We start from the raw sequence: 26812 nt of genomic DNA, 5'->3' as shown, positions 1-26812 counted from the left end.
TCACGCTAAACTGCGCACCTTGGCCGACAAGGCTGAACCGGTAGCGGAGCAAAATGTTCCAATGCCCATGAATTCCCTAGAAAGAGTACCGATCATGACCCAAGTCAAACTGACGACCAACTTTGGCGACATCGTTCTGGAATTGAACGCCGAGAAAGCCCCGATCACCGTGGCCAACTTCGTTGAATACGTCAAAGCCGGTCACTACGAAAACACCGTTTTCCACCGTGTCATCGGTAACTTCATGATCCAGGGCGGCGGTTTCGAACCGGGCATGAAAGAAAAGAAAGACAAGCGCCCAAGCATCCAGAACGAAGCCGACAACGGCCTTTCCAACGACAAGTACACCGTCGCCATGGCCCGTACCATGGAGCCGCATTCGGCGTCGGCGCAGTTCTTCATCAACGTTGCCGACAACAGCTTCCTGAACCACAGCGGCAAGAACGTGCAGGGCTGGGGCTACGCCGTGTTCGGTAAAGTGACCGCAGGCACCGACGTTGTCGACAAGATCAAAGGCGTTTCCACCACCATGAAGGCCGGCCACCAGGACGTGCCTGCAGACGATGTGATCATCGAGAAAGCCGAGATCATTGAGTGATATTGCTGATTTCAGACTTGCATCTGGAAGAGGAGCGCCCGGACATTACCCGGGCGTTTCTGGATTTGCTCGCCGGACGCGCCCGTTCGGCGAGTGCGTTATACATCCTCGGTGACTTTTTCGAGGCCTGGATTGGCGATGACGCCATGACGCCCTTCCAACGCTCCATCTGCCAGGCTCTGCGCGATCTCAGCGACAGCGGCACGGCCATTTTCCTCATGCATGGCAATCGCGACTTCATGCTCGGCCAGGCCTTCTGCAAACAGGCTGGCTGCACCTTGCTGAAAGATCCGAGTGTCGTGCAGTTCCTTGATGAACCGGTGCTGTTGATGCACGGCGACAGCCTGTGCACCCGCGACGAAGCCTACATGAAGCTGCGTCGGTACCTGCGTAACCCCATCACCCTCTTCATCCTGCGCCACCTGCCCCTGCGCACCCGACACAAACTGGCGCGCAAGCTGCGCAGCGAAAGCCGGGCGCAGACGCGGATGAAGGCCAATGCCATTGTGGATGTGACCCCGGAAGAAATTCCGCGAATCATGCAGCAATACGGGGTGAAAACCCTGGTCCACGGCCACACCCACCGCCCCGCCATCCACAAACTGCAATTGGGCGACCAGGCCGCCCGGCGCATCGTGCTGGGCGATTGGGATCGCCAGGGCTGGGCGTTGCAGGTGGACGAAGGCGGCTACGCCCTGGCGCCGTTCGACTTCGCCCCGCCGCCGGCGTTGGCTGCGCCTACGGCCTAATGCCCCCCTGTAGGAGCGAGCTTGCTCGCTCCTACAGGGGGCGTGTGTGTTGGCTTAATGACCGGACGCCGCAGGCCCCGCCTTCGCCGCGAACGGCGGTTTTGCCAGCCAGACAATCACGATCAACGCCATGAACGCCCAACCCAGCAGCGTGAAGTAATCCACCGTGGACAGCATGTACGCCTGGCTGCCCAGCACATGATCGAGCTGCGCGTACGCCGGGCTGCCCGCTCCGCCAAGATTCTGCAACGCATCTCGGGTGGCCGGGTCGTAAGTGGTGATGCTTTCGCTCAGGTACGCATGGTGCTGGTCGGCGCGGCGAATCCAGATCCAGGTGGTCAGCGACGCAGCGAAACTGCCGCCCAACGTACGCAGGAACGTCGCCAGGCCCGCGCCATCGGCGATCTGGCTCGGTGGCAGGTCGGACATCAGGATGCTCAGGGTCGGCATGAAAAACAGCGCCACGCCGATGCCCATGAACAACTGCACCAGGGCGATGTGCTGGAAGTCCACTTCGTTCGTGAAGCCGGCACGCATGAAGCAGCTCAGGCCAATCGCCAGGAACGCCAGCCCGGCCAGCAATCGCAGGTCGAATTTGTGTGCGTACTTGCCGACAAACGGTGACATCAGCACCGGCAGAATGCCGATGGGCGCCACCGCAAGCCCGGCCCAGGTCGCCGTGTAGCCCATCTGCGTCTGCAACCATTGCGGCAGGATCAGGTTGATGCCGAAGAACCCGGCATACCCAAGCACCAGTACCAGGGTGCCGATGCGGAAGTTGCGGTAGGCGAACAGACGCAGATTGACCACCGGGTGCTCGTCGGTCATTTCCCAGATCACGAAGACTGCCAGGGCGATCACCGAAATGGCGGCGCCGATCAGGATGAAGTTCGATTCGAACCAGTCCAGGTCGTTGCCCTTGTCGAGTATCACCTGCAACGCGCCTACGCCGATGATCAGCGAGATCAAGCCGACGTAATCCATCGGCTGGCGGCTGGTTTCCACCGGACGAGCCTTGAGCTGCTGACGCACCACCATCACCGCGAACATCCCGATGGGCACGTTGATGAAGAAAATCCACGGCCAACTGTAGCTGTCGGTGATCCAGCCCCCGAGGATCGGCCCGGCAATCGGTGCAACCACCGTGACCATCGCCAGCAACGCCAGGGCCATACCGCGCCTGGCCGGCGGATAGACCGCGATCAGCAGCGTCTGGGTCATCGGGTACAAGGGCCCGGCCACCAGGCCTTGCAACACCCGAAAGCCGATCAGTTCGGGCATCGAGGTGGAAATACCGCACAGGAACGACGCCAGCACAAACAGAATGGTCGCCCACAGAAACAGCTTAACCTCGCCAAAGCGCCGGCTCAGCCACCCGGTCAGCGGCAAGGCAATCGCGTTGCTCACGGCAAACGAGGTGATCACCCAGGTGCCCTGCTCCGAACTCACGCCAAGGTTGCCGGAAATGGTTGGCAACGCCACGTTGGCGATGGTGGTGTCGAGCACTTGCATGAAGGTCGCCAGCGACAGGCCAATGGTGCTGAGCAGCAGACTGGGCGGCGTGAAAGACGCGTTATTGCTCATCGCGAGTCCTATGCAAACATGAGGAGGAGCGCAGCCGCGCCTCCCTGTGGGGTCAGCGCTGCGCGGTTTTGCTCGCGGCGGCGCTGTTGTCGTGGATCAACTGGGTAATCATCGCGTCCGCCTCGGCCAACTGGCGGTCGTAGACCGTGGTGCTGAACGACGCCTTTTGTGGCGGCTGTTGCGCCAGGACCGGGCCGCTCTGGTCTCGCAGGTTGACATCGACCTGGGTCGACAGGCCCACGCGCAACGGGTGCTTGGCCAGCTCTTGCGCATTGATGTGAATCCGCACCGGCACCCGCTGGACGATCTTGATCCAGTTACCGGTGGCGTTCTGCGCCGGCAGCAGGGCAAACGCGCTACCGGTGCCAGCGCCAAGGCTGTCGATGGTGCCGCTGTACTTCACGTCACTGCCATACAGGTCGGCCTCGATGTCCACGGGCTGCCCGATGCGCATGTCACGCAGCTGGGTTTCCTTGAAGTTGGCGTCGATCCACAGCTGATCCAGCGGGATCACCGCCATCAGCGCGGTGCCCGGCTGTACGCGCTGCCCCAGTTGTACCGATCGCTTGGCTACGTAACCGGTGACCGGCGCGATCAAGGTGCTGCGCGCATTGGTGAGATAGGCCTGACGCAGTTGTGCGGCGGCTTCCATCACATCCGGGTGCGACGACACGACGGTGTCATCGACCAGAGCACTGGTGGTTTTCAATTGCTGTTTGGCATTGGCCAGGGCGTTTTGCGCCGAGGTCAGGTCGTCGCGGGCATGGGACAGCTCTTCCTGGGAAATTGCCCCACCCGCCGCGAGATTCTTGCGTCGGGTGTAGTTGTCCTGGGCCTTCTGCACTTCCGCCTGCTGGGCGTTGACCTGGGCCTTCATGCCGTCGACATTGCTGTACAGGCCGCGTACCTGACGCACGGTGCGAGCCAGCTTGGCCTGGGCGCTTTGCAGGCCGACTTGCGCGTCGTTAGGGTCGAAATTGACCAGCACCTGGCCTTCGTGGACCAGATCGCCATCATCCGCGCCGATGCTGACCACGGTGCCGGTGACCAACGGTGTGATTTCCACCACGTTGCCGTTCACATAGGCGTCGTCGGTGCTTTCGGTCCAGCGGCCATAAAATTCGTGATAACCCCAGACGCCGACACCGGCGAGGATCACCACCACGGCCAGCACCAACAGCATGACCTTGCGTTTGCGCGGGTTGCCGTTGTCTGGGGCGTCGGGGGTTTGAGTATTGGCAGTGGCCATGACAATTACCTTGAATTAGTGGGTCTGCGTGGCTGTTTGTGTGTCGGCTGCATCGGCGGGTTTCACCGCCGCCAGGTTCTCGCCCTGAAAACCGCCGCCCAGCGCCTGCATCAATTGGATCGACAGGTCGATCTGTTCGGCATTCAGGTTGGCCAGCTGACGCTGGGCCTGGAGCAATTGCTGCTCGATGCTGAGCACGTCCAGGTAGTTGCCGATGCCAGAACCGTAACGCTGGACGACGGTGTCGTAAGAATCCTGGGCAATGTCGGTGGCATGCTCCTGGGTTCCGATCTGCCGGCCGATATCGCGCAACTGATTGATGGTGTCGCTGATATCACCGAGCGCTTTCACCAGGCTTTTGTTGTACTGCGCCACCGCGAGGTCGTAATCGGCATCCCGCGAATCAAGGTCGGCCCGAAGGCGACCGCCATCGAAAATCGGCACCGAGATCGTCGGGGCGATGTTGAAGAAACGACTGGCGGAACCGAACATTGCATCACCCAACAAGGATTCGGCACCGGCGGCGGCGCTGAGGTTCAAATTGGGATAAAAGCGCGTCTTGCTCGCATCGATGTTCTTGCTCGCCGCCTCGACCCGCCAGCGCGCCGCCACCAGGTCCGGCCGACGCCCGAGCAACTCGGCCGGCAATACCGACGGCAAGGCAACCGCACCCGGCTTGAGAATCTGTGGCCGCACGATGTTGTTGGCGCGATCCGGGCCTTTGCCCAGCAACACCGCCAGCGCAATTTTTGCGCTTTGCAGGCGTTTCTCCGCATCGATCAGACTCGCCTGGGAAGAGGCTTCAAGGCTTTCGGTCTGCTGGAACTGGTATTGGCTGTCGATGCCGGCACTCAAGCGGCGCTGGCTCAGGTCGAGCATTTGCCGGGTGCGCTTGAGGTCTTCGCTCGCCAGGTCATGCACGATGTGCGCTTGGCCCAGATCGCTGTAGGCCCGGGCGACATCGGCTGCCAGGGTCAGTTGCGCGGCCTGCTGATCGACTTCGGCTGCGCGGGCCTGACCCAGCGCAGCTTCCCAGGCAGCACGCTGCCCTCCCCAGAGATCGAAGTTGTAATTGAAACTGACACCCACATTACGCACGGTCGAATAGGCGCCGCCCTGCCCCGCTGGGTCCTGATCACGGGCCAGGCGCGACCGGCTGACACCGGCGCTGGCATCGAGGGTCGGCATGCGCGCGGCGTCGGCGGCATACGCAGCAGCGCTGGCCTGATGAGCCCGGGCGTCGGCGATCTGCATGTCGGGGCTGTCCTGCAATGCCTCGCGGATCAGGCCGTCGAGTTGCGGGTCGCCGAGGCTTTTCCACCAATCACTTTTCGGCCAGGCTGCGGGCGAAAGGGTCACGCCGCTGAGTGACTGACCGGCCTGCAGTTTTTTTGCATCCAGGCTTGTGCCTTCGGTCGTCAGGCCGCTGTAGCTGGCACACCCGGCCAGCACCATGGCCGCCAGCACCAGGCTCAGGCCGGTCCGCATGGTTTGGCCGTTCATTTATCACCTACCCGCAGCAACGTGATCGAGTCACCGGCTGCCACCAGGATTTTCTTCAGAATCTGTTCCAGGGTAACCAGCTCTTGCGGCGTGATCGCACCCGCCAGCTCATTCATTGCCTGGGCGCCAATCTGCGGCAGGCGGCCAGCGAGTGACTGACCGTCTTCGGTCAACACAAGCTGGACCTGACGTCGATCGGCTTCGCTGCGTTGGCGGGCGAGGAAACCTTTCTGCTCCAGGCGATCGAGCATGCGCGTCATCGAACCACTGTCGAGCGACAGGTGGCGGCACAACTCGGCCGGAGTGTCGACACCGAACTGAGCCATGATGATCAACACCTTGAACTGCGCGGCCGTGATGCCGTGGGGTTCCATGTGTGTGTCGATGATCCGGTCCTTGAGCAACGCGGCGCGTCCGAGCAAGAGACCGAGGTGGCAGTTATGAAAATTGTCCGGGGTGAAATGAGTCATCTGATCACCAATTAGCTGCCTAGGCAGTGAATGTGTGACGAGATATTACTGCTTAGGCAGCAAATGTCCAAGCATTAGTTAGCTAGCTTTTTATTTAATTGACAGGAGGTGATGCAAACCCCCTGTAGGAGCGAGCATGCTCGCGATACTCGCCCAGACACCGCGGGTATCCAGGGCAACCCACGTCCTCCCTGGCGATCCTTCGCGAGGGTTGCCGCGCCTACAGAAAGTAGCCGCTAGAAATCCCGTTTATAGAAGATGTCCAGGGAACTGGCCACGCCACCCGCCGCTTCCAGATAGACCTTCTTGCTCAGCTTGTAGCGCAGGGCAATGGTGTTGGCCGGTTCGAACACGCCCACGCCATAACGCAGGCTGAGTTTTTCCGAGAGGTTGCCGCTCGCGACCACGCTGGTGGTATTGCCGCTGCCTTCGGTGTCGAGCTGGAAATCGTCGATACCCAGGTCGCTGGCCAACTTGCCGGTGACCCCGGAGCTGCCCATCAATCCCAGGCCCAGGGCGGCTTGCGCAAGCATGTTGTTGTCTTCGCCGGTGGTGCTCAGCGGACGCCCCAGCACGAGGTAAGACAAGGCCTGTTCCTGGCTCATCGCCGGTTCGGAGAAAATCTGCGTGGTCGGCTGTTCGGCGCTGCCGCTCAAGCGAATGCCGGCGATCACGTCGTCAGTCTGGCGAATCGCTTCGATATCCAGGTAAGGCTGATCAATCGGCCCCGCAAACAACAGGCGTGCCCGACGCACGCTCAGGCGCTGGCCATAGGCGCGGTAACGTCCGTCGTTGAGCCACAGCTCGCCACGGGTGTCGAGGTTGTCGCCGATGTGCACGTGGCCTTGCACATTGGCGGTCAGGCCAAATCCGGCAAAGCTCAGCTTGTCGTCGCCGACCTGCACATCGATGTCCATCTTCATGGCAACCGGTGGTTTGCCCTCTTCAGTCTGCTGGCCGATGATCACTGCGTCGTCCGAGAGCTTGACCGTCGATGGCGGCAACTCGCGCACGGTGATTGCGCCTCGGGGCACTCGCACCTTGCCAGCGACTGCCAACTCATCGCCCTTCATGGAGATTTTCAGGTCCGGTTCGACTTCAACCTTGGCGTAGGGCTCGACCGTCACCGGCAACTGCGTGCCCTTGAGCGCCAGGTCCACCACCAGCGCCTGGCCCCAGGCGATGTCGCCCGTCAAGGTGCCCTGCCCGCTCTTGCCGCTCTTCCATCCGCCATTCACTTGCAGGGCTTCACCGGCAATAACGGCTTGCACCCGCAAGTCTTGCAGTTCCATCGGCAATTCGGGACCGGAGACCTCACCGTCACTGAGCAGCAGATTGCCGTTGACCAGCGGCGCCATCAGCGTGCCGGCGATGTTGCCGCTGCCATTGAGGCGCCCGCTGAGTTTCTCGACCATCGGCACGAAAGGCCGCGCCACCGACAAGTCGAGACCATTGAGACGGAAGGAGCCGTTGAGCGGTTTGTTCTTCGCCAGCGGATTGATCTGGGCCTGGACGTTCAACTCGCCAAGCTTGTCGCCGACGAACACCAACTCGCTGTCAATGCGTTTGGGCGTGAGTTTGCTGGTGAGCTTCAGGGTCTGATAGGGGAAGTCCAGCCACTGGTCCTTTTCCTTGATGCGCAGGGTGCCGCCTCCGGCATCGAGGCTGATCACGCCGTTCGGGCCGCTGGCCGGCAGGTCCAGTTGCACGTCGGCATTGAGAACCCCTTTCCAGGCAAAATCCCTGGGTAACCACTGCGCCAGGCTGTCGATGGGGAATTGCTTGAGGTGGTAACGCAGCTTGGGTTCTGGCATCAGGCGCTGGTCTTCGCCGCAAAGGCTGGCCGCACCGGACATCCAGCAGTGGGCGCCGAAGTTGATTTTGCCGTCAGCCAGGCGTTCGAGCTTGGCCGGCCCTTGCAGCCGCCAGTCCTGGCCACCGGTCTGGATATCACCGCTGGGCAGCCGTCCGCGCCAGTTGCCCTTGTCCAGCGCGCCGTCGAAGCCCAGCGCCAGTTTCAATTGCGGGCCTTGCAGTTCGAGGGTTAATTGCTGCTTTTTGATATCGCCCTGGCCGCTGGCTGTCAGCGTGCCCAGCGCGGTGTCACCGACCTGGATGCCGCTTCCCTTGAGGTCGATTTTCGCGCGCTGCGCGTGGTCGAGGGTGGCGTCCAGGTTCAGGCTTTGCAGGCGATTGTCCTGGAACGCCAGTTGCGTACCTTGCAGCCCGAGTTTGCCCTGTGGCGCGTTGAAGGTGCCGGCGACATCCAATCGACCGTTGATTTGCCCGCGCAGCTGTGGCCAGAGTTGGGCCAGACGGGGCAATTTGAGATCGATCTGGCCAGCCAGTTGCTGGTGCAGGCTACCCTTGCCAGTGATGCTGTTGTCGCCGAGGCGGATTTGCAGTGCGCTGAGGTTCCATTGCTCGCCGCCGCCATCGGCCTTGGCCTGGATGATCGCCGGTTGGCCGCGCAGTTTTCCCTTGAGGTCGAGGTCGGCGTTGAGGCTGAGCTTATCGTTTTTCAGTTCGCCTTTGCTGCGCAAGGGTCCGGCCAGGAAACCTGGCAACTCGGCGACCCAATACGCGGGGTTGATGGCCGACAAGTCGAGCGCGGTGTCCCAGGCGATGCCATCGGCAAATTGCAGGTTCAGGTGGCCGTCGGCCTTACCCTGACCCGCCTGGAGCTGGATCTGTTGCAGATGGATTTGGCTCAGGTCGCCGGCGAATGGGCTGCTCACGTTGAACGCCCCCGCCGGGCCATCCAGCGCCGCCTTGAAGTTGCCCAGGTACTGGCCGTCGGTGTAGGAGACTTCGCCGTTGAATTGTCGCAGCGCCACCTCCGGTTCGTCGATCAACGGATAGAGGCGGTGCCAGGGAAAATCCTGCCAGTCGATGTTTGCCGTGGCGTCGAGGCCTTTGCTCCAATCGACGACGCCCGTGAGCTTGAGGCTTTGCTTGTCGTTGGCCGTCAGGTCCAGCCCGGCGATTTGCGCACCGTTCGCGTCAACCTTGCCTTGCAGCGATAGCGCGACGGGCCCCTGCTCGGCGGGCAGCGTGGCGTTGCCGCGCAACTGATAGCCGTTTTTCAGGTCGCCCTCGCCGGTCAGTACCAACTGATTGAGTTGCAGGGTATCCGGCAGGTCGGCGGCGGGCTTAAAGCCGTCGGCGGTAATGCGCACGCTGGCCGGCAGGTTTTCCACCAGCGGCTGCAATTCGCCGCTCAACTGCCCATCGAGGTAACCGCTGCTGTCGGCATTGAGCTTGAGGGTTTTCAGCAGGTCGCCGTTGACGCTCAGGTCCAGCGTCCAGGGGGCCGGGGTCGACAGGCGCAATTGACCTGAGGCCCGGAGCGGCCAGTTACCGGTGGGTTGCAGCAGGCCGGACAGGTTCAGGCTGATGTCGTCCCGTTGCAACTGCACCGCATCGATCTGAATCCCCTGCGCGGTCCAGTGCGCCGCCAGTTGCAGGCCCTTGAGTTCTTCACTGCCGTTAAACAGCAGGCGGCCGACTTGCACCTCGCCCAGTTCCAGGGCCAGCGGCAGTTTCAGGTCCGGCAAGCTGATCGGCCCATTACCGCTGTCTTCCTCGCCAGGAGGAAATTGCAGGCTGACCTGATCGGCCTTCAACTGTTCGATGCACAGCGTCATGCGTGTGAGGCACGAGGGTGACCACGCGAAAATCACCTGGTCCAACTCAACCCGGCTGGTGTCCTGCTGCCACACCAGGTGATCGGCGCTCCACTGCCCGCCCAAACGGCCCTGGAAATTCTCCACTGACAAACCCGGCACCAACCCAAGCACCCAGCGGCTGCCCGGCGCCGTGCCCAGCACCGTGGTGAACGCCAGCAGGACCAGCATCAACAGCGCCAGAATCGCCAGCAACGTTATTTTCAAACCACGCTTCACAGCTCGGGCCCCATGGAAAAGTGCAATCGAATGCCACCGTCATCATCCATCGCATGAGCCAGGTCGAGGCGAATCGGCCCCACGGGGGAAACCCAGCGAACACCGATGCCGACCCCGGTCTTGAGGTTGGGCAGTTCAAATTTATTAAAGGAGTTGCCCTGATCGATGAAGGTCGCGACCCGCCATTTTTCGGCAATGGAATACTGATACTCGACGCTGGCCGCCACCATATAACGGCCACCGATGCGATCGCCTTCGGAGTTTTCCGGGGACAGGCTTTGATAGTCGTAACCACGCACGCTCTGATCGCCACCGGCGAAGAAGCGCAGCGACGGCGGTATCGACTTGTAGCCGTTGGTGGCACTGCCGCCGACCTGCATGCGGCCGAGGAAACGGTGCTTGTCGAAGACCGTGGTCAGCCCCTTGACCAGGGCAGTGCCATACAGCAGGTTGTTGTCGGACCCCAGCCCTTCTTTGGCGACCTTGGTGTCGAACGCCAGGCGATAGCCGTTGTGCGGATCGATGCGGTTGTCGCTTTTCAGATACGAGTAGCTGACACCGGGCATCAACAAGGTACTGAGGCCGGAATCGTCCCCCAGGCGATATTCTTCGCGTTGCCACTTCAGTGACACCACCCGTTGCCAGCCGCTGGGCAATTTGCTGTGCCACTCCGGGCCTACCGTCAGCAATTTGCTGAGGCTGTCATTGTCGGCAATTTCCTCATTCTGATAACCACCGGCGAAGCGCAGTTTGTCGGTCAGCGGCGGATCCAGTGGAATGTCGTAGAACACCCCGACGTTCTGCCGGGGCGCGGAAACTTCGGTTTCCCAGCCATAGCTGTGGCCCTGGGGATTGACCCAGTGCCGGGTCCAGTTGGCCTTGACCCGGGGGCCGACGTCGGTCGAGTAGCCGAGACCGAGTCCCATCGTGCGCGGCTTGCGGGTCTCGAGTTTGACTTCGACCGGTATCACGTCTTCCTTGGAGGCAGTCGGCGCAGCGTCGACCCGAACGCCTTCAAAATAGCCACTCGATTGCAGATTGCGGTTCAGTTCGGCGATCAGCTCGGAGTCGTAGGGCGCGCCCGCCTTGAACGGCACCATGCGTTGCAACAGGTCTTCGTCGAACGGCGTGTCGCCTTCGAAACTGACTTTGCCCAAGGCATATCGCGGGCCGCTGTCGTATACGAGTTCGATATCGGCGACGCCCGCACGCGGGTCGATGGCGAGTGTTTGCCGGGTAAAACGGCCACTGAAAAAGCCGTAACGCGACGCCTGATTCTGGATCAACCGCTTGGCGTCTTCGTAATGCCCATGGTTGAGGACCGCGCCGGTTTTCAGCGCCGCGCTCTTGGGGACTTTAAAGGACTTGAGTGCGGCTGCCGGGCCATCGATACGGACCGTGACGGTGCGTAAATGAATCGGCTCGCCGGGTTCGATATTGAGGATCAGGCGCGGGTTCTTGCCACCCTTAACGTCGCTCTCGATCTGCGGCTGGTAATAACCCAGTGCCTGGGCGGCCTTGCGCGCCTGCTCTTCGGCGCCCCGACTGAAGCGCAGCAACGCCTCCTCGTCACGATCACCGAGGCTGCCGATATAGCCCTCTATATTGGCTTTCAGCTCGTCGTTGGACGGTTTGATCCGCACATCCAATTCACTTTGCGCCAGTGCCGCGCAACTGGTGAACAGCATCAGCACGGCGCTGGTGATTCTTCCTGGAAACTTCATAGGCGCGGATGCTAACACGAGCTTGGGAGCGTGATAGAACCTCGCTTGGCGCGAAAGTTCTACCGTTTATGCCGAGGCGGTTTGCAACACCTGCGGATTGGCGTGGAAAAACACATGTTCGCGGATGGGGCCTACCGCCACTTCGCCAATTTCCTCGTACCCCTGACGCTTGTAGAACTCCAGGTAGCGAGGGTTGCCGGTATCGAGTACCACCCCCTGGGAATGTTCATCCACCGCACACCAGTTGTGCACCGCCTGCAGCAACTGCTCCCCGAAATGCTTGCCCTGGAACTGCGGATGAATACCCAGCAAAGGCAGCAGGTGCACCGAGTCGGTTGGTACGCAGGCCATCACCGCGTCGTGGTATTCGAGGTAACGGCGTGTGCAGCGGAACCCGGTACTGAGCACCATGCGCAGGCGCCAGGCCCAGCTTTCGGTAATGCCTAGCCTACGTTGCGGAGGCGCGATCAGGGCGATGCCGATCAAGCGGTCGTTGACCAGCAGGCCTATCGCCGGCAGATCCTGGAGAAAATGCTGTTTGACCAGTTCGCGCACGGTGGCGCGCACGCGTTGCTCGTAACCCGGGCGTTCGGCTTCGAACAGGTAGCCGAAGGTCGGCTCGTGTCGGTAGGCCTGGTACAGCAGCGAGCGGGCTTCGCGCGAATAGCCGCTGTCGAGCATGTGGATATCGGCGGTTGAGGTTTCAGGCATGCGGTAGATCTCCCCGGCACAGTTTGGGTGGCTGTGTTCTATTTGTACGAGCGTTTGGGTGGTGATGCAGTTCCGTGTTAATCCGTAATCTGCATCGCTGCTTATGCCGCCATCGCGAGCAAGTCGAAACGTCGCACCGCCGCTCCCACAAAGGTATAGACCAACTTGTAGGAGCGGGCTTGCCCGCGATGAGGCCCGTGCTGCTGGCCAAGTCTGACAGAACACACCGAATCCCCTCACCCCGCACTGGCCCCAATCCCACAGGTCAGCTAGCATCGCCCTTTTGCCAGGACTGCCGACCATGAAGATCGTCTCCTTCAACATCAACGGGCTCCGCGCCCGCCCCCATCAGCTGGCGGCGCTGATCGAGAAACATCAACCCGATGTGATCGGCCTGCAGGAAACCAAGGTCCATGACGACCAGTTCCCGCTGGAGGAAGTCCAGGCGTTGGGCTATCACGTGCACTTCCACGGGCAAAAAGGTCACTACGGCGTTGCCTTGCTGTCGCGCCAGGCCCCCCTGGCCCTGCACAAGGGGTTTGCCACCGATGAAGAAGACGCCCAACGCCGCTTTATCTGGGGCACCTTCGCCGACGCCAATGGCGTGCCGGTGACCATCATGAACGGTTACTTCCCCCAGGGAGAAAGCCGCGACCACCCGACCAAGTTCCCGGCCAAGCAACGTTTCTACAACGATCTGCAGCAGTTGCTGGAAAGCCAGTTCAGCAACGACCAGCCGTTGGTGGTGATGGGCGACGTGAACATTTCGCCGGAAGACTGCGACATCGGCATCGGCCCGGACAACATGAAGCGCTGGCTGAAAACCGGTAAATGCAGCTTCCTGCCGGAAGAACGCGAGTGGATGGCACGCCTGAAAAACTGGGGCCTGACCGACAGCTTCCGCCACCTGAACCCGGACGTGGCCGATCGCTTCAGTTGGTTCGACTACCGCAGCCGCGGTTTCGAGGACGAGCCCAAGCGTGGCCTGCGCATCGACCTGATCATGGCCTCCCACGGTTTGTTGCCGCGGGTGAAGGATGCCGGCGTGGATTACGAACTGCGCGGCATGGAAAAGCCCTCCGATCATGCGCCGATCTGGCTGGAATTGGCCTGAACCCGACAGCATCCCTGTAGGAGCGAGTTCACTCGCGATGGTCGTCAACGATAACGCAGGCTACCTGATTCCCAGCGGTGTCCTGCAGTCCATCGCGAGTCAACTCGCTCCTACAGGGATCACACCGAACATGTGGGCTACCTGACTCCCAGCGGTGGCCTGCAGTCCATCGCGAGTCAACTCGCTCTTACAGAAAGCGGTGCCGTGTAAACCCATCTGTCATCTGCGCGAAACATTACTGACTTAATCTCCCGGCTCTTTCCTTTTCTTCAAGGTGCCGGCATGTCGCTGCGCGTTTTTTGCCTGTGGATGCTCTGCGCCATGACCGCGCAGGCGGCGGACTTGCCGATACCCCAACAAGGCCCAGTGCTGCGTATCCAGGGTTCCAACACCATCGGCGCGGCGCTGGGCCCGGCGTTGGTCGAGGGCCTTATGCACGAGCAGGGTCTGCTCAAGGTGCACAGCGAAACACCGGACACCGCCAATGAATTACGGGTGGTGGGTGAAACCGTCCAAGGGCAGCGGGTCGTGGTGGACATCGCCGCGCACGGTTCCAGCACCGGCTTCAGCGCACTGAAAAACGCCACCGCCGACCTTGCCGCTTCATCTCGCCCGATCAAGGACAGCGAAGTGCTGGCCCTCGCCTCCCGCGGGGACCTGAAGAGCCCCGGTGCCGAGCAGGTGATTGCCATCGATGGCCTGGCGATCATCCTTCATCCGCAAAACTCGCTGACTCAACTCAACACCGAGCAACTGGCCCGGATCTTCAGCGGTGAAGCGAAAACCTGGGAGGAGCTCGGCGGCCACGGGGGGCCTATTCATCTGTATGCGCGCGATGATCAGTCGGGCACCTATGACACCTTCAAGGAATTGGTTCTGAGCGGGCGTGGCAAAACCCTGGGCAACACGGCCAAACGTTTCGAGTCCAGCGAGCAATTGTCCGACGCGGTCAGCGCCGATCCACAGGGCATCGGTTTCATCGGCCTGCCTTACGTGCGCCAGGCCAAAGCCGTGGCGATTGTCGACGGCGCGTCCCAGGCGATGCTGCCGCTCGACAACCTGATTGCCACCGAAGATTATCCGCTGTCCCGTCGGCTGTTCCTGTACCTGCCACCCAACGGCAAGAATCCGTGGGCCGAAGCCCTGGTGTCCTTCGCCCAAAGCGCCAAAGGCCAGGCCATCGTCGCCGCCAACGGTTTCATTGCCCAAACGGTGCAAGCCATGGCCGTGGCGCCGAATGCGCTGATGCCCGAGGGTTATCAGGCAATCAGCCGCCACGCCCAGCGCTTGAGCGTGAATTTTCGCTTTGAGGAAGGCAGTGCAAGCCTGGACAACAAGGCCCGCCAGGACCTGAGCCGGGTACTGGACTACCTGCGTCAGAATGCCAAAACCGATCGGTTGGTCACGCTGGTGGGGTTTGGCGATGCCAAGAGCGATCCGGCCCGCGCCGACCTGCTGTCAAAACTGCGGGCCATGGCGGTGCGTCGGGAACTGGTGAAAAACGGCGTGGTGTTTCGCGAGATACGCGGCTTCGGCGCCGAGATGCCGGTGGCGGCGAACAGCGCCGATGAGGGAAGGATCAAGAATCGGCGGGTTGAGGTCTGGGTTTACTGACCTGTCCGAATGTAGGCGAAATTAATTGTGGGAGCGGGCTTGCTCGCTCCCACAGGATTCGCACATCGACTCAGATTCACATCAGCCCAAGAGTTTCTGCAATTGCGCCGTGGTATCGGTCGCCCCCATGGTTTTCGCCGCGTCCAGTGCCGACACGCCATTGGCGTCCTTGGCCTTCGGGTCGGCACCCTTGCTGATGAGGTAATCGACGATTTCCACACGGTTGAACATCGCTGCCATCATCAACGCCGTACGACCGTCGAACGAGGAACCTTCCACCTGTGCACCACCGTCTACCAGCGCCTTGACCACCGCCAGGTCACCCTTGAAGGCGGCGCCGGCAATCGGGCTCTGGCCGTTGTCGTTGCGGATTTCCGGATCGGCCTTGTGTTCGAGCAGCACTTTCACCGTTTCTACATGGCCATGGTACGCGGCCAACATCAGCAAGGTGTCGCCCTTGTGGTTGCGCAGGTTGGCCGGCAGGCCCTTGCTCAACAGCGCAGCCATCATTGCGGCATCACCCTCACGCGCCTTGTTGAAGACCTGCTCGGCAAATTCGGCAGCTTCTTCGGGTGTCATCTGGCGGCCTTGATCGGACATTGGGAACTCCACTCACAGTTAATCGCAAAGCCGACAGTTTCCCGAGCGGCCTGGGCCCTGTCACTTGTTTTTTCTCAAGCCGCGCCATAGCGACACTCAATAGCGATACTGGCCAGCGTCGATCTGCGCCAGTAACGCTGGCGTCACCTGCACATAAGTGTCTGTGCCCGGCAGCCATGCGTAGATCGGGTCATCACCGCTGCGCCCTGGATCGAAGGCTTCATCTTTGAGCCGAGTCTTCTGATATTTGAAGGTGCCGGTGGTTTCCATTTTCACTTTCACCCGCAGGAACAACGGCACCGCATACGCTGGCATGCGCTCGCGGGTGAAGGCCAGCAGCTCGCTGAAATCCAGGGTCGCCAGCGATTCGGCGGGAGTGATCGCCGCCATCCCGGCGCGCCCGTTGGTATTGCGCACTTCCACACCGTAGGCCACCGCTTCGCAAATGTTCGGGTGCTGCAACAGGATGTTCTCGACCTCGGTCGTCGACACGTTCTCACCCTTCCAGCGATAGGTGTCACCCAGCCGATCGACGAATTGGGCGTGGCCAAAACCGATGTTGCGCAACAGGTCACCGGTGTTGAAATAGCGGTCGCCCTGCTCAAACACATCGTGGAGCACGACTTTCTCGGTCTTCTGCGGGTCGGTGTAGCCGTCCAGCGGCGCCTTGTCATCAATCCTCGCCAGGAGCAGCCCGCGCTCGCCCTTGGCCACTTTGCGCATGAACCCCTTGGCGTCACGCAACGGCGCGCCGGTGTCGTGGTCGTAGGCGGCCAGCTCCCAGGCCATCAGGGAAAACCCCACGGTGTTGTCGAAATTGAGCACGTTGGTGAAACCGATGTTGCCATCGCTGGCGGCGTACAGCTCGCAGATGTGCTTGATCGCAAAGCGCGTCTTGAACGCTTCCCACGCGCCGGGGCGCAGGCCGTTGCCGATCATCTTCGTTACGTGATGTCGGCCGTCATCGGCACTCGGTGGCTGGTCGACGAGGTAGCGGCATAATTCGCCCACGTAGCCAATCGTTGTCGCGCGGTAGGCACGGACATCGCTCCAGAACTGGCTGGCGCTGAACTTGCGGCGAATGGCGAAACCGGATGCGCCTCTGACGGCCGAGCCCCAGCACACGCACAACCCGGTGGCGTGATACAGCGGCAAGGTGCAATAAACGATGTCATCGGGACGCATGTCCAGTGCGATCAGGCCGAAACTCGCGGAACTGCGCATCCAGCGGCCATGCTTGAACACGCCAGCCTTGGGCAGCCCTGTCGTGCCCGAGGTATAGAGATAGAAACAGGGATCGTCGGAAAAAACCTTCTGGCTGCTGATGGGGTTGTCATCAGGCTCGTCAAGCGTGGCCGTCATCAGGTTGATGTAGCCCTCAGGCGCGATGCCCGGTTGGCTCCAGGTGTCCTGATCGGCGACAAACCAGGTGCGTTGCGCAGCAATGGTCACCCGCTCACGAACCGCTTCAAACGCTGGCACCAACTCTTCGCCGACAATGATTGCCACGGGCGCCACCAGATTGAGGCTGTGAACCAGGGCGTCACGGGTTTGCGAGGTGTTGAGCAAGGCACTGATCGCACCGACCTTGGCCACCGCCAGAATGGTCACCAGCAATTCAGGCCGGTTCTCGATGAACACCGCCACCCCATCGCCCTTGCCGATGCCCTGGGCGATCAGGTGATGAGCGATGCGATTGGCCCACTGGTTGACCTGCCGATAGCTGAGCACGAGCTCCCCTTGCAGCAAGGCCGGACCATCGGGGTTGCGCAGGGTGGCCTGCTCGAACGTCCAGGCCAGCCCACACGCCTGACTCGGGTCCGTGACGTTCGCCGCTTTCATGCCCTTCACCACCCGGGGGATGGCTTTGGCGATCGAAGGCAATTTGCGGAGCATCATGCCCCAGGTGATCGTGTCGCTCGTCGTGCGGCGCATGCAGGCTCCCGTTCGATCTTTTTATTGTCGGGCAACGGTGATTGAGCCTGAAAATACGTCAGCGGTTCTTGAGCTGTACACGCTGTTTTTGCAATGTTTTGTATCCGCCAACCGCACCGCCGTTTACGCGAACATCGACAATCGATTTGGTTCCGTACAAAAGACGCGCATCACGCAAAATGCAGGATGCACGATGGCCGTTCATGCAGATTGCACGAAGTCAAAAAATCGGTAGAAATTTAAATCATTGATTTATAAAGAAATTATAAAAACACGGTGCTGGCACAATCACTGCAACTCCTTGGACATGCTTGCCATTCAAAGCCAACGGAGCTGATAGACATGAGCCTGATCCAAGAAAAATTTTCGTCCCTGTTCTCCAACTTTGAAGTCACCACCCAGCCTCGCCCGGACGGCGGCATCCTGCTCACCCTGCGCAGCAGCGAGGGTCGCGTGTTCAAGCGTTCGATCTCGTACCAGCAGTTGCATGCCGGTGACCAACTGTCCTGGGTAATCAGCGCCATCCGCCGTGACCTGGCCGAACAGGCCAGCGAACTGCCACAGATTTCCATGCTGCAAAGCCAGCAGCGGTTTGCGTTGCCTACGTATCATTCGGCCTGATCGCAACGGCGCATAAACCTGTAGGAGCGAGCTTGCTCGCGATGGACGACCAGACGACGCGGGCATTCAGACAGCCAGGCGTTTTCGTTGGAGTCCATCGCGAGCATGCTCGCTCCTACAGGGGGTCGGGGCCGAGGGTTAAAACGCCTCAGGCTCGATATGCGCGAAACTTTCCACCGTCACATGCCCCGCCAGCTCACCGCCCTCCCGCGCCAGGCCGCAGGTTTTCATCCCCGCCTCTTGCGCCGCGTCCAGCTCCTGCACGATGTCCGAAAGAAACAGAATTTCATGTGCGGGCAGGCCAATCGCGTTAGCGATGCGCTGATAAGACTGGGCTTCGCGCTTGGGCCCCGATGTGGTGTCGAAGTAGCCGTTGAACAGCGCGGACAGGTCTCCCGCCTCTGAACAACCGAAGATCAGCTTCTGCGCCTGGATCGACCCCGATGAATACACGTACAACTGAAAGTGCTGGCGGTGCCAATCCTGCAACGCCTGAACGGCGTCCGGGTACACGTGTCCTTTCAATTGCCCGGCCTGGTAACCCTGCTCCCAGACCATGCCCTGCAACGCCTTGAGTGGCGTGGCCTTGCGATCTTCGGCAATCCAGCCCAGCAGGATGTCGATGACACGCTCGACATCAGCGTCCGGCTCGGCGCTGTCGCGGCGCACGGCATCCAGTTGTTCGGCGACATCGGCACGTGTAGCGTGCTGGCGGACGAAATCCGGCAGATGACGGGTGGCGTAGGGAAACAGCACGTCGAAGACAAAACTCACCGCGCTGGTGGTGCCTTCGATGTCGGTAAGAATCGCCTTGATCGTCATGGGCTCAGTCCTCAAGGCGCGGGAAGCGGCTGGCGATGTCATCGCCAGTAAAATTGGCCACCCAGCCTTCAGGGTTATTGAACAGACGGATCGCAACGAAGTGCGGGTGCTCGCCCATGTCGAACCAATGCGGCGTGCCGGCCGGCACCGAAATCAGGTCGTTCTTCTCACACAGCACGGCGTACACGTATTCGCCCAAGTGCAGGGTGAACAGGCCACGCCCGGCAACGAAAAATCGCACTTCATCTTCGCCATGACGGTGTTCGTCGAGGAACTTGGCACGCAGCTCGGCTTTTTGCGGGTGATCGCTGTTGAGGCTGATCACGTCGACGGTGATATAACCGCGCTCGGTCATCAGCTTGTCGATTTGTTCCTTATAGGCGGCGATCACTTCTTCCTGGCTCGCGCCCGGCTGGATCTTCGCCGCCGCTTGCCAGCGGTCGAAACGCACGCCCTGCTCGGCAAGGGTCGCGGCGATGTCTTCGAAATGGGTCAGCACCTTGTTCGGAATGTCAGGGCTTGAGACGTGGTAAACGGACAGGCTGCTCATCAGGCAACTCCTTAACGGTTCAGGCTTGGCGGTTTAAAACCGCTCGGGTTTTCAACTCGCACTCGAACAAAAATTCAAAGGCCTCGATCTGCCGCAGGGCATCGCTCATGCGCGCGCCCCAGGTGTAGAGACCGTGACCCCGGATGAGGTAACCGACACAATCAGGGTGGGCTTCAAGCCAAGGCTGCACCTTGGCGGCCAAGCGTGCAATGTCCTGATCGTTGTCGAAAATCGGCACGCGCACTCGGGATTCGTGGGTTGAGACGCCGCTGAAGGCCTTTTGCAGTTCGTAGTCTTCGAACTCGATGAAGTCCTCAGGCGTGAGACGCGACAGCACCGTGGCGTTCACCGAATGGGTGTGCAGCACCGCGCCGATTTCCGTGCGCCAACTATAGAGCTGCGTATGCAGCAAGGTTTCGGCGGACGGTTTCTTGCCCGCTTCCAGACTGTTGCCGGCCAGATCGGTGGCCAGTACATCGTCCGGCCCCAACTGGCCCTTGTGCTTGCCGGAGACGGTCAACAGTGCTTGAGTGGGCGACAGACGCGTCGAATAATTGCTGCTGGTGGCTGGCGACCAGCCACGGCCATACAGGAAACGCCCAGCGTCAATGATTTCCTGGGCGAGGTGTTCACGGGTAAGGCTCATGGCCTGTCCTCTTGCATACGTGTGGCAATGATAACGGCCGCAGCAAAGGCTGCGAGACTGGCAATACTAAAGGTCCATGCAGCGCCGAGGGCATTCCAGCTGTAGCCGGAATACAACGCACCCAATGCGCCGCCAGTGCCGGCCAGGGCGGCATACAAGGCCTGCCCCTGCCCCTGCTGGCGCGCGCCGAAACTACGTTGCACAAAGTGGATGGCAGCCGCATGAAAGCTGCCGAAGGTCGCCGCGTGCAGCACCTGGGCAAACAGCAGCACTGTGACAAATTCGGCGAACGAGCCCAGCAACAGCCAGCGCAACGCCGCCAGCAGGAAACTGGCCAGTAGCACCCGGCGCACGGAAAACCGCGCAAGGATCTTGCTCATGGCCAAAAACATCAGCACTTCAGCGACCACACCGAGCGCCCAGAGCATACCGATCAAGCCCCGACTGTAACCGAGGTGCTCCAGGTGCAGGGTCAGGAAGGTGTAATACGGGCCGTGGCTCATCTGCATCAGCGCCACGCACGCGTAGAAAGCCAATACGCCGGGGCTGAGCAATTGCTTGAGAAAACCGTCGCCAGGCAGACGCTCGCCCTGGACCGGCTGGGCGTTCGGCACCCACAAGCTGCTCAACACGATGCCGGCCATGATCAGCACCAGCGCCGCCGGGTAGATGTCCAGGCTCAACCATTCGAACAGTCGGCCCAATGCCACCACGGTGATAATGAAGCCGATGGAGCCCCACAGGCGAATCTGACTGTAGCGCTGGGTCTGGCCTCTCAAATGCGCCAGGGTGATGACTTCGAACTGCGGCAGCACCGCGTGCCAGAAGAACGCGTGCAAGGCCATGACCATCGCCAGCCAGGCGTAGCTCTTGCTGACGAAGATCAGCGAGAACGTCAGCAAGGTGCAGATCGCACCGAAACGGACGATGGCCAGTCGCCGCCCGGTGTAGTCACCCAGCCAGCCCCAGATATTCGGCGCGACGCAACGCATCAGCATCGGGATCGCGACCAGCTCGCCGATGCGCGCAGCGCTGAATCCCAGGTGATCGAAGTACAACGCCAGAAACGGCGCCGTCGAACCGAGCAACGCGAAATAGAACAGGTAGAAACTGGAGAGCCGCCAGTACGGGAGCGCCGCGGCCATCAGACCGCGGCGACTTTCAGAACATGGATCAAAGCTGACCCAGCACCGGCGTGCTCACGCGCACGTCGGCGTTCTGCCCACGGTGGCGCAGCAGATGGTCCATCAGCACGATGGCCATCATCGCTTCGGCAATGGGTGTTGCGCGGATACCGACACACGGATCGTGGCGACCCTTGGTAATCACGTCCACCGGGTTGCCGTGGATGTCGATTGAACGGCCCGGCGTGGTGATGCTCGACGTCGGTTTCAGCGCAATGTGCGCCACGATCGGCTGACCGGACGAGATGCCACCAAGGATCCCGCCCGCGTTGTTGCTGAGGAAACCTTCAGGCGTCAGCTCATCGCGATGCTCGGTGCCGCGCTGGGCGACACTGGCGAAACCGGCGCCGATTTCCACGCCCTTCACCGCGTTGATGCTCATCAGCGCGTGGGCCAGTTCCGCGTCGAGGCGATCGAAAATTGGCTCGCCCAGGCCCGGCATCACGCCTTGCGCGACAACGGTAATCCTGGCGCCCACCGAATCCTGGTCGCGACGCAACTGGTCCATGTAAGCCTCCAGCTCCGGCACCTTGTCCGGGTCGGGGCTGAAAAAGGCGTTCTGCTCGACGCAGTCCCAGGTCTTGAAAGGGATTTCAATGGGGCCGAGCTGGCTCATGTAGCCGCGAATGACGATGCCCTGGGACGCGAGGAATTTTTTCGCGATCGCACCGGCGGCCACGCGCATCGCGGTTTCGCGCGCCGAGCTGCGACCGCCACCACGGTAATCGCGCTCGCCGTATTTGTGGTGGTAGGTGTAGTCGGCATGGGCCGGGCGGAACAAATCCTTGATCGCCGAGTAGTCCTTGGACTTCTGGTCGGTGTTGCGAATCAACAGGCCAATGGCACAACCGGTGGTGCGGCCTTCGAATACGCCGGACAGGATCTCGACTTCGTCGGCTTCCTGGCGCTGGGTGGTGTGTCGGCTGGTGCCGGGTTTACGCCGATCCAGATCGCGCTGAAGATCTTCCAGGGAAATCTCAAGCCCCGGCGGGCAGCCGTCGACAATGGCGACCAACGCCGGACCATGGCTCTCGCCTGCGGTGGTGACAGTGAACAGCTTGCCGTAGGTATTGCCGGACATCAGGACGCTCCGTGAAATCGAACCCAAATACGTAATGCGCGCCAGTATACGCAGGCTACCCAACTAGTTCATCCTCGAACCTTATGCAGGCCCGCAAGTCCAACCGGGATCCTTGTGAATGATGGCGTCATGATGCTGCGAGTTTTAGTCTTGAGTCTTACTTTGTTTAGCGGTTTTGTGCAGGCCGCTGTCCTGCAACGACCGATCACGCTGGATACGGGCACCGGAGAACTGTTCGGCTCCCTGTTGCTGCCAAAATCCGACAAACCGGTGCCGGTGGTCCTGATCATCTCGGGGTCAGGTCCGACGGACCGCGACGGCAATAACCCCGATGGCGGGCGCAACGACAGCCTCAAGCGCCTGGCCTGGGTGCTGGCCAAACACAATATCGCGAGCGTGCGATACGACAAGCGCGGCGTCGCGGCGAGCCTCGCGGCAACCCCGGATGAGCGCAATCTGTCGGTGGAAGCCTATGTGGCCGACGCCCAGGCCTGGGGGCGCAAGCTCAAGAGCGACCCGCGTTTCGGTCCGTTGATTCTACTGGGTCACAGTGAAGGCGCCTTGATCGCCAGCCTGGCCGCGCCAAGCGTCGACGCCGCCGCCGTCATTTCCATGTCCGGCACCGCACGCCCCGTCGACCAGGTATTGCGCCAGCAACTGGCGCGCAACCTGCCGCCGGCCCTGATGCAGCGTAGCAATGAATTGATCGACAGCCTCAAGGCCGGGAAAACCGACGACAACGTGCCCGACCCTCTCCAGGTGATTTTCCGCCCGAGCGTGCAGCCCTACCTGATTTCGCTGTTCCGCCAGGATCCGTCGGCAGCGTTTGCCGCGCTGAAGATGCCGGCACTGATCATCCAGGGCAGCCACGACATCCAGGTCGGTGTCGACGATGCAAGGCAACTGAAGGCGGCCAAACCGGACGCCGAACTGGCACTGATCGAGGGCATGAACCACGTCATGCGCATTGTGCCCAACGACGTGAAACGGCAACTGGCCTCCTACAAGGATCCGCAATTGCCGCTGGCCGCCGAACTTGGCGCGCGAATCCTCGGATTTATTGACGGACTTCGCACCCGTTAAGCGCATTTTACCCTCCAGTCCTCGGGAAATCGGCCGATAAGCCTTTGTCGCCAGCGCACGTGCGGGCGACAAGCTGAGCTTGGACAGGATCTCGCCGTTATGACCGATACCCAGACTTCACCTGACACCACCGCTGAAAAAGAAGCGCCGCCAGCGGTCGAGCTGCCCTGGGCGGACGTCCACGTCGAGCACCACAAGATGCTCCGCCTGGCGCCCTTGCAGACTGACCGCAACACCGGCGGGCGGCCGCTGCGTTTTGTCGAGTTCGGCTACGCCGAGCGCAACGACAAGAAACACAGCCTCCTGCGCATGACCATCTCCCTGCCCGCCCAGCGCGTGCGCAAGGAACAGAATCACCTCGACGTGTGGGTCGATCACGCCGAGAAACGTGTGCGTTTTGAACCGGAAAACTTGCAGATCGAGCCGATGAACCGTGGCATCGGCCGCTATCTGGCAGCCCAGGGCATCAGTTGGGCAAAAAAACGCTGGCCGACTTACACCTTCGACGGCACCGACCTGAACAACAAGGATGCGCTGAACGAAGACACGCGCCTGCGCCGCGACCACTTTTTGCGCGTTCATGGTTTTGACGTGGCCTACGCCGACGCCCAGCATTTGAAAGGCAGCGTCAAGGCCGTGCAGGTCGGCGACCTGCTGACCGACTGGAACACGGAAAAGCTGCAGCAGGTGGAAATTCTGGAAGCGGCGCAGATGCTTCAGCAGGCCGAACAGAATCTGGCCGAGCAGGAAGTCAAGCTCAAGAAACACGAGGAAAAGGTCAGCAAGTACAAACGCGAAGACGCTGGCCTGCGTTTCACCATCACCTGCCTGGTGGCGTTTGCAGTGTTTCAGGCCGGTCTGTTGATCTGGATTGCGACGCACCGCTGAGGCTCTGTAGGAGCGGGCTTGCCCGCGATGGGGCTTGACGGTGTACATATCCATTTCTGCGGTAACGGCCGCTTATGGTTCCGCCCTTACGGCGGGTCACTTTGGAAAAGCGCCAAAGTAACCAAAACGCTCGGCCCCTGACGTCCGGTGCCTCGCCTAGGCTCGACATACCCTCGCTCCGGCCCTGCTCCGTGGGCCCGCCGCCATCGGCCATCCATGGCCGGGGGCGGCTAACCCGGCATCCATGCCGGGTTGCCCACTGCGCAGAACCTCCACTCGGCCTTCCGACGGGGCAATCTGCGTCGTCCTTTAGAGCGCGGCTCTGCTTTCTGCAGAAGCGAGCCTGGGTCAAACGCGCGAAGCGAACAACGCCTGATGATCCCGGCACTGCTGCGCCGTCAACATGAACACGCCATGCCCGCCGCGCTGGAAATCGAGCCAGGCGAAGTCGACTTCCGGGTACAACGCCTCGACGTGAACCTGACTGTTGCCCACTTCGACAATCAGCAAGCCCTTCTCGGTCAGATGCTCACCCGCCTGGGCGAGCATGCGTCGTACCAGGTTCAAACCGTCATCGCCGCAGGCCAGGCCCAGCTCGGGTTCGTGCTGGTATTCCTGAGGCATGTCGGCGAAATCTTCCGCATCGACGTAGGGAGGATTCGACACGATCAGGTCGAAACGTTGCCCCGGCAAGCCATCGAAGCCATCGCCTTGAACCGTGTACACCCGCTCGTCGACGCCGTGGCGCTCAATGTTGCGGTTGGCCACCTCCAGTGCCTCGAACGACAGGTCGGCGAGAACGACTTCCGCGTTCTGGAACTCGTAGGCGCAGGCGATGCCGATACAGCCGGAACCGGTGCACAGGTCGAGGATGCGCGCCGGTTCGGCACCGAGCCAGGGGCTGAATTGCTTTTCGATCAGCTCGCCGATCGGTGAACGCGGGATGAGCACACGCTCGTCGACAATGAAAGGAAGGCCGCAGAACCAGGCCTCGCCCAACAGATAGGCAGTGGGAATTCGTTCTTCGATACGACGCTTGAGCATGCGCTGCAGACGTACCAACTCATCGTCCTCGAGATTGCAATCGAGGTAGGCATCAGAAATCTCCCACGGCAAGTGCAAGGCGCCCAACACCAGTTGACGGGCTTCGTCCCAGGCGTTGTCGGTGCCATGGCCGAAAAACAGATCCTCCCCTTGGAAGCGGCTGACGGCCCAACGGATATGGTCACGCAGGGTACGAAGTCGGGAAGTGATCACAGCGGTAAACTCCAGAAAATACGACCCGTGATTCTAACAGCCAAAACGCACGACGACGACGCAGGAAAAACATGAGTACCTGTGTAGGACTCATCCATTTTTCGTGCTGCCCCTTGAACAAAACGAGGATCTTGACAACGCTGTAAGCCAGCAACGACGTACCTTGCGATGGTAGCGATTCACAGAAGCGCTCAGCCAGAGGACAATGTCGCAAAAGCCCCACCCGAAGGAGCCCCAGAATGTCCGTTCCAAAAACGATGTTTCAACTCAGTGGTCGCGGTTATGCAGCCGCCAATCTGAGTCATGCGACGCTTGTGATCATCGATGCCCAGAAAGAATACCTTAGCGGCCCCCTGGCCCTGAGCGGCATGGATGCTGCCGTCGCGAACATCAAGCAACTGGTCACCGCTGCCCGTGCCGCTGGCCGCCCCATCGTGCATGTGCGCCACCTTGGCACCGTCGGTGGCCTGTTCGACCCGCAAGGCGAGCGCGGCGAATTCATCCCGGGCCTGGAGCCGCTGGCCGACGAAACCATCATCGGCAAACTGTTGCCGAGCGCGTTCCACGGTACCGAACTGCTCGAACGCTTGCAGAATCTCGGTTCGCTGGACCTGATCGTGTGTGGGTTCATGAGCCACTCCAGCGTCAGCACCACCGTGCGTGCCGCGAAGAACCTGGGCTTTCGTTGCACCCTCGTGGAAGACGCCTGCGCCACCCGCGATTTGCCCTACAAGGGCGGCGTGTTGAGCGCTGACCACGTTCAACAAACCGAAATGGCAATCATGGCGGACAACTTCGCCACCCTGGCCATCACTCACGATCTGATCTGATCGACGCCCAATGAGCGGTTTATGCCGCCGCTCATCCGCAAATGCGGCCCGTTAGCCGTAATTGTCATAGCCTCAGGAACATCCCGGTCAACTT

General features: G+C 61.0%; 24 protein-coding genes. 9 read left to right on the top strand and 15 right to left on the bottom strand.

Features of this window, described 5'->3' with window-relative positions; all coding sequences use genetic code 11:
• Positions 1-94: 94 nt before the first annotated feature.
• Positions 95-598: a peptidylprolyl isomerase gene (locus tag AB4N64_RS05825; protein ID WP_460122782.1), complete on the top strand. Its 504-nt coding sequence runs from the start codon at positions 95-97 to the stop codon at positions 596-598.
• Complete coding sequence (gene lpxH, locus AB4N64_RS05820) at positions 595-1347, top strand: UDP-2,3-diacylglucosamine diphosphatase (protein ID WP_460122779.1); 753 nt, start codon at positions 595-597, stop codon at positions 1345-1347. Before AB4N64_RS05825 ends, lpxH begins: the two co-directional genes overlap by 4 nt.
• Before the next feature lie 54 nt (positions 1348-1401).
• Here the strand turns inward: lpxH and AB4N64_RS05815 are convergent, their stop codons facing one another.
• The 7 genes from AB4N64_RS05815 to AB4N64_RS05785 all read right to left on the bottom strand — a co-directional run bounded on the left by AB4N64_RS05815 (position 1402) and on the right by AB4N64_RS05785 (position 12493).
• On the bottom strand, positions 1402-2931 hold the full coding sequence (locus AB4N64_RS05815; RefSeq protein ID WP_460122775.1) for a DHA2 family efflux MFS transporter permease subunit: 1530 nt from the start codon (positions 2929-2931) through the stop codon (positions 1402-1404).
• A gap of 52 nt (positions 2932-2983) precedes the next feature.
• A complete protein-coding gene (locus AB4N64_RS05810) occupies positions 2984-4180 on the bottom strand; it encodes an HlyD family secretion protein (RefSeq protein WP_460122772.1) in 1197 nt (398 codons plus the stop codon).
• A 15-nt stretch (positions 4181-4195) separates the two neighbouring features.
• Positions 4196-5683 (bottom strand): efflux transporter outer membrane subunit, encoded by a 1488-nt coding sequence (locus AB4N64_RS05805; protein ID WP_460122769.1) that lies wholly within the window; start codon positions 5681-5683, stop codon positions 4196-4198.
• On the bottom strand, positions 5680-6153 hold the full coding sequence (locus AB4N64_RS05800) for a MarR family winged helix-turn-helix transcriptional regulator (protein WP_460122766.1): 474 nt from the start codon (positions 6151-6153) through the stop codon (positions 5680-5682). Before AB4N64_RS05800 ends, AB4N64_RS05805 begins: the two co-directional genes overlap by 4 nt.
• 236 nt (positions 6154-6389) lie before the next feature.
• The gene (locus AB4N64_RS05795) at positions 6390-10058 is read right to left on the bottom strand and encodes a translocation/assembly module TamB domain-containing protein (RefSeq protein ID WP_460122764.1); all 3669 of its coding nucleotides are present in this window, start codon (positions 10056-10058) and stop codon (positions 6390-6392) included.
• The gene (locus AB4N64_RS05790; protein WP_460122761.1) at positions 10055-11782 is read right to left on the bottom strand and encodes an autotransporter assembly complex protein TamA; all 1728 of its coding nucleotides are present in this window, start codon (positions 11780-11782) and stop codon (positions 10055-10057) included. Before AB4N64_RS05790 ends, AB4N64_RS05795 begins: the two co-directional genes overlap by 4 nt.
• Positions 11783-11848: 66 nt before the next feature.
• Positions 11849-12493 carry a GNAT family N-acetyltransferase gene (locus tag AB4N64_RS05785; RefSeq protein WP_460122758.1) on the bottom strand — a complete coding sequence of 215 codons (645 nt, stop codon included), beginning with the start codon at positions 12491-12493 and terminating at the stop codon, positions 11849-11851.
• A gap of 301 nt (positions 12494-12794) precedes the next feature.
• On the opposite strand from AB4N64_RS05785, the gene xthA reads away from it, so the two are divergent.
• Complete coding sequence (gene xthA / locus AB4N64_RS05780; RefSeq protein ID WP_460122756.1) at positions 12795-13607, top strand: exodeoxyribonuclease III; 813 nt, start codon at positions 12795-12797, stop codon at positions 13605-13607.
• Positions 13608-13889: 282 nt separating this feature from the next.
• Positions 13890-15221, top strand: coding sequence for a substrate-binding domain-containing protein (locus tag AB4N64_RS05775; RefSeq protein ID WP_460122753.1), 1332 nt, complete (start codon positions 13890-13892; stop codon positions 15219-15221).
• Between the two features lie 81 nt (positions 15222-15302).
• Here AB4N64_RS05775 and AB4N64_RS05770 read toward each other — a convergent pair whose 3' ends face one another.
• Together AB4N64_RS05770 and AB4N64_RS05765 are read right to left on the bottom strand one after the other, a co-directional pair.
• On the bottom strand, positions 15303-15821 hold the full coding sequence (locus AB4N64_RS05770; RefSeq protein WP_460122750.1) for an ankyrin repeat domain-containing protein: 519 nt from the start codon (positions 15819-15821) through the stop codon (positions 15303-15305).
• A gap of 96 nt (positions 15822-15917) precedes the next feature.
• Positions 15918-17756 carry a long-chain-acyl-CoA synthetase gene (locus tag AB4N64_RS05765; protein ID WP_460122748.1) on the bottom strand — a complete coding sequence of 613 codons (1839 nt, stop codon included), beginning with the start codon at positions 17754-17756 and terminating at the stop codon, positions 15918-15920.
• On the opposite strand from AB4N64_RS05765, the gene AB4N64_RS05760 reads away from it, so the two are divergent.
• Together AB4N64_RS05760 and AB4N64_RS05755 are read left to right on the top strand one after the other, a co-directional pair.
• Positions 17719-17991, top strand: a complete 273-nt coding sequence (locus AB4N64_RS05760; RefSeq protein WP_460126904.1) for a hypothetical protein — start codon at positions 17719-17721, stop codon at positions 17989-17991. The two genes, AB4N64_RS05765 and AB4N64_RS05760, sit on opposite strands and share 38 nt — an antisense overlap.
• Positions 17992-18098: 107 nt before the next feature.
• The gene (locus tag AB4N64_RS05755; protein WP_192304269.1) at positions 18099-18377 is read left to right on the top strand and encodes a DUF3509 domain-containing protein; all 279 of its coding nucleotides are present in this window, start codon (positions 18099-18101) and stop codon (positions 18375-18377) included.
• A 138-nt stretch (positions 18378-18515) separates the two neighbouring features.
• On the opposite strand, the gene mtnC is transcribed toward AB4N64_RS05755, so the two are convergent.
• The 5 genes from mtnC to aroC are packed head-to-tail and all read right to left on the bottom strand — an operon-like array spanning position 18516 to position 22660.
• Positions 18516-19199: an acireductone synthase gene (gene mtnC / locus AB4N64_RS05750; RefSeq protein ID WP_460122746.1), complete on the bottom strand. Its 684-nt coding sequence runs from the start codon at positions 19197-19199 to the stop codon at positions 18516-18518.
• A gap of 4 nt (positions 19200-19203) precedes the next feature.
• Positions 19204-19749 (bottom strand): 1,2-dihydroxy-3-keto-5-methylthiopentene dioxygenase, encoded by a 546-nt coding sequence (locus AB4N64_RS05745; RefSeq protein WP_460122744.1) that lies wholly within the window; start codon positions 19747-19749, stop codon positions 19204-19206.
• Between the two features lie 19 nt (positions 19750-19768).
• On the bottom strand, positions 19769-20395 hold the full coding sequence (locus AB4N64_RS05740; RefSeq protein ID WP_460122742.1) for a methylthioribulose 1-phosphate dehydratase: 627 nt from the start codon (positions 20393-20395) through the stop codon (positions 19769-19771).
• Positions 20392-21540, bottom strand: coding sequence for an MFS transporter (locus AB4N64_RS05735; protein ID WP_460122740.1), 1149 nt, complete (start codon positions 21538-21540; stop codon positions 20392-20394). Before AB4N64_RS05735 ends, AB4N64_RS05740 begins: the two co-directional genes overlap by 4 nt.
• A 28-nt stretch (positions 21541-21568) precedes the next feature.
• Positions 21569-22660, bottom strand: a complete 1092-nt coding sequence (gene aroC, locus AB4N64_RS05730) for a chorismate synthase (RefSeq protein ID WP_460122738.1) — start codon at positions 22658-22660, stop codon at positions 21569-21571.
• Positions 22661-22789: 129 nt separating this feature from the next.
• On the opposite strand from aroC, the gene AB4N64_RS05725 reads away from it, so the two are divergent.
• Complete coding sequence (locus AB4N64_RS05725; protein WP_460122736.1) at positions 22790-23743, top strand: alpha/beta hydrolase; 954 nt, start codon at positions 22790-22792, stop codon at positions 23741-23743.
• A gap of 99 nt (positions 23744-23842) precedes the next feature.
• Positions 23843-24631, top strand: a complete 789-nt coding sequence (locus AB4N64_RS05720; RefSeq protein ID WP_460122734.1) for a hypothetical protein — start codon at positions 23843-23845, stop codon at positions 24629-24631.
• A 348-nt stretch (positions 24632-24979) separates the two neighbouring features.
• Here AB4N64_RS05720 and prmB read toward each other — a convergent pair whose 3' ends face one another.
• Positions 24980-25888, bottom strand: coding sequence for a 50S ribosomal protein L3 N(5)-glutamine methyltransferase (gene prmB, locus AB4N64_RS05715; RefSeq protein WP_460122732.1), 909 nt, complete (start codon positions 25886-25888; stop codon positions 24980-24982).
• 239 nt (positions 25889-26127) lie between these two features.
• On the opposite strand from prmB, the gene AB4N64_RS05710 reads away from it, so the two are divergent.
• Positions 26128-26718, top strand: a complete 591-nt coding sequence (locus AB4N64_RS05710) for a cysteine hydrolase family protein (RefSeq protein WP_460122730.1) — start codon at positions 26128-26130, stop codon at positions 26716-26718.
• Positions 26719-26812 lie beyond the last annotated feature (94 nt).

This window comes from Pseudomonas sp. S2_C03 (assembly GCF_054668405.1).
Note: the sequence above shows the minus strand (reverse complement) of the source record. Positions and strands in the feature narration are given on the sequence as shown.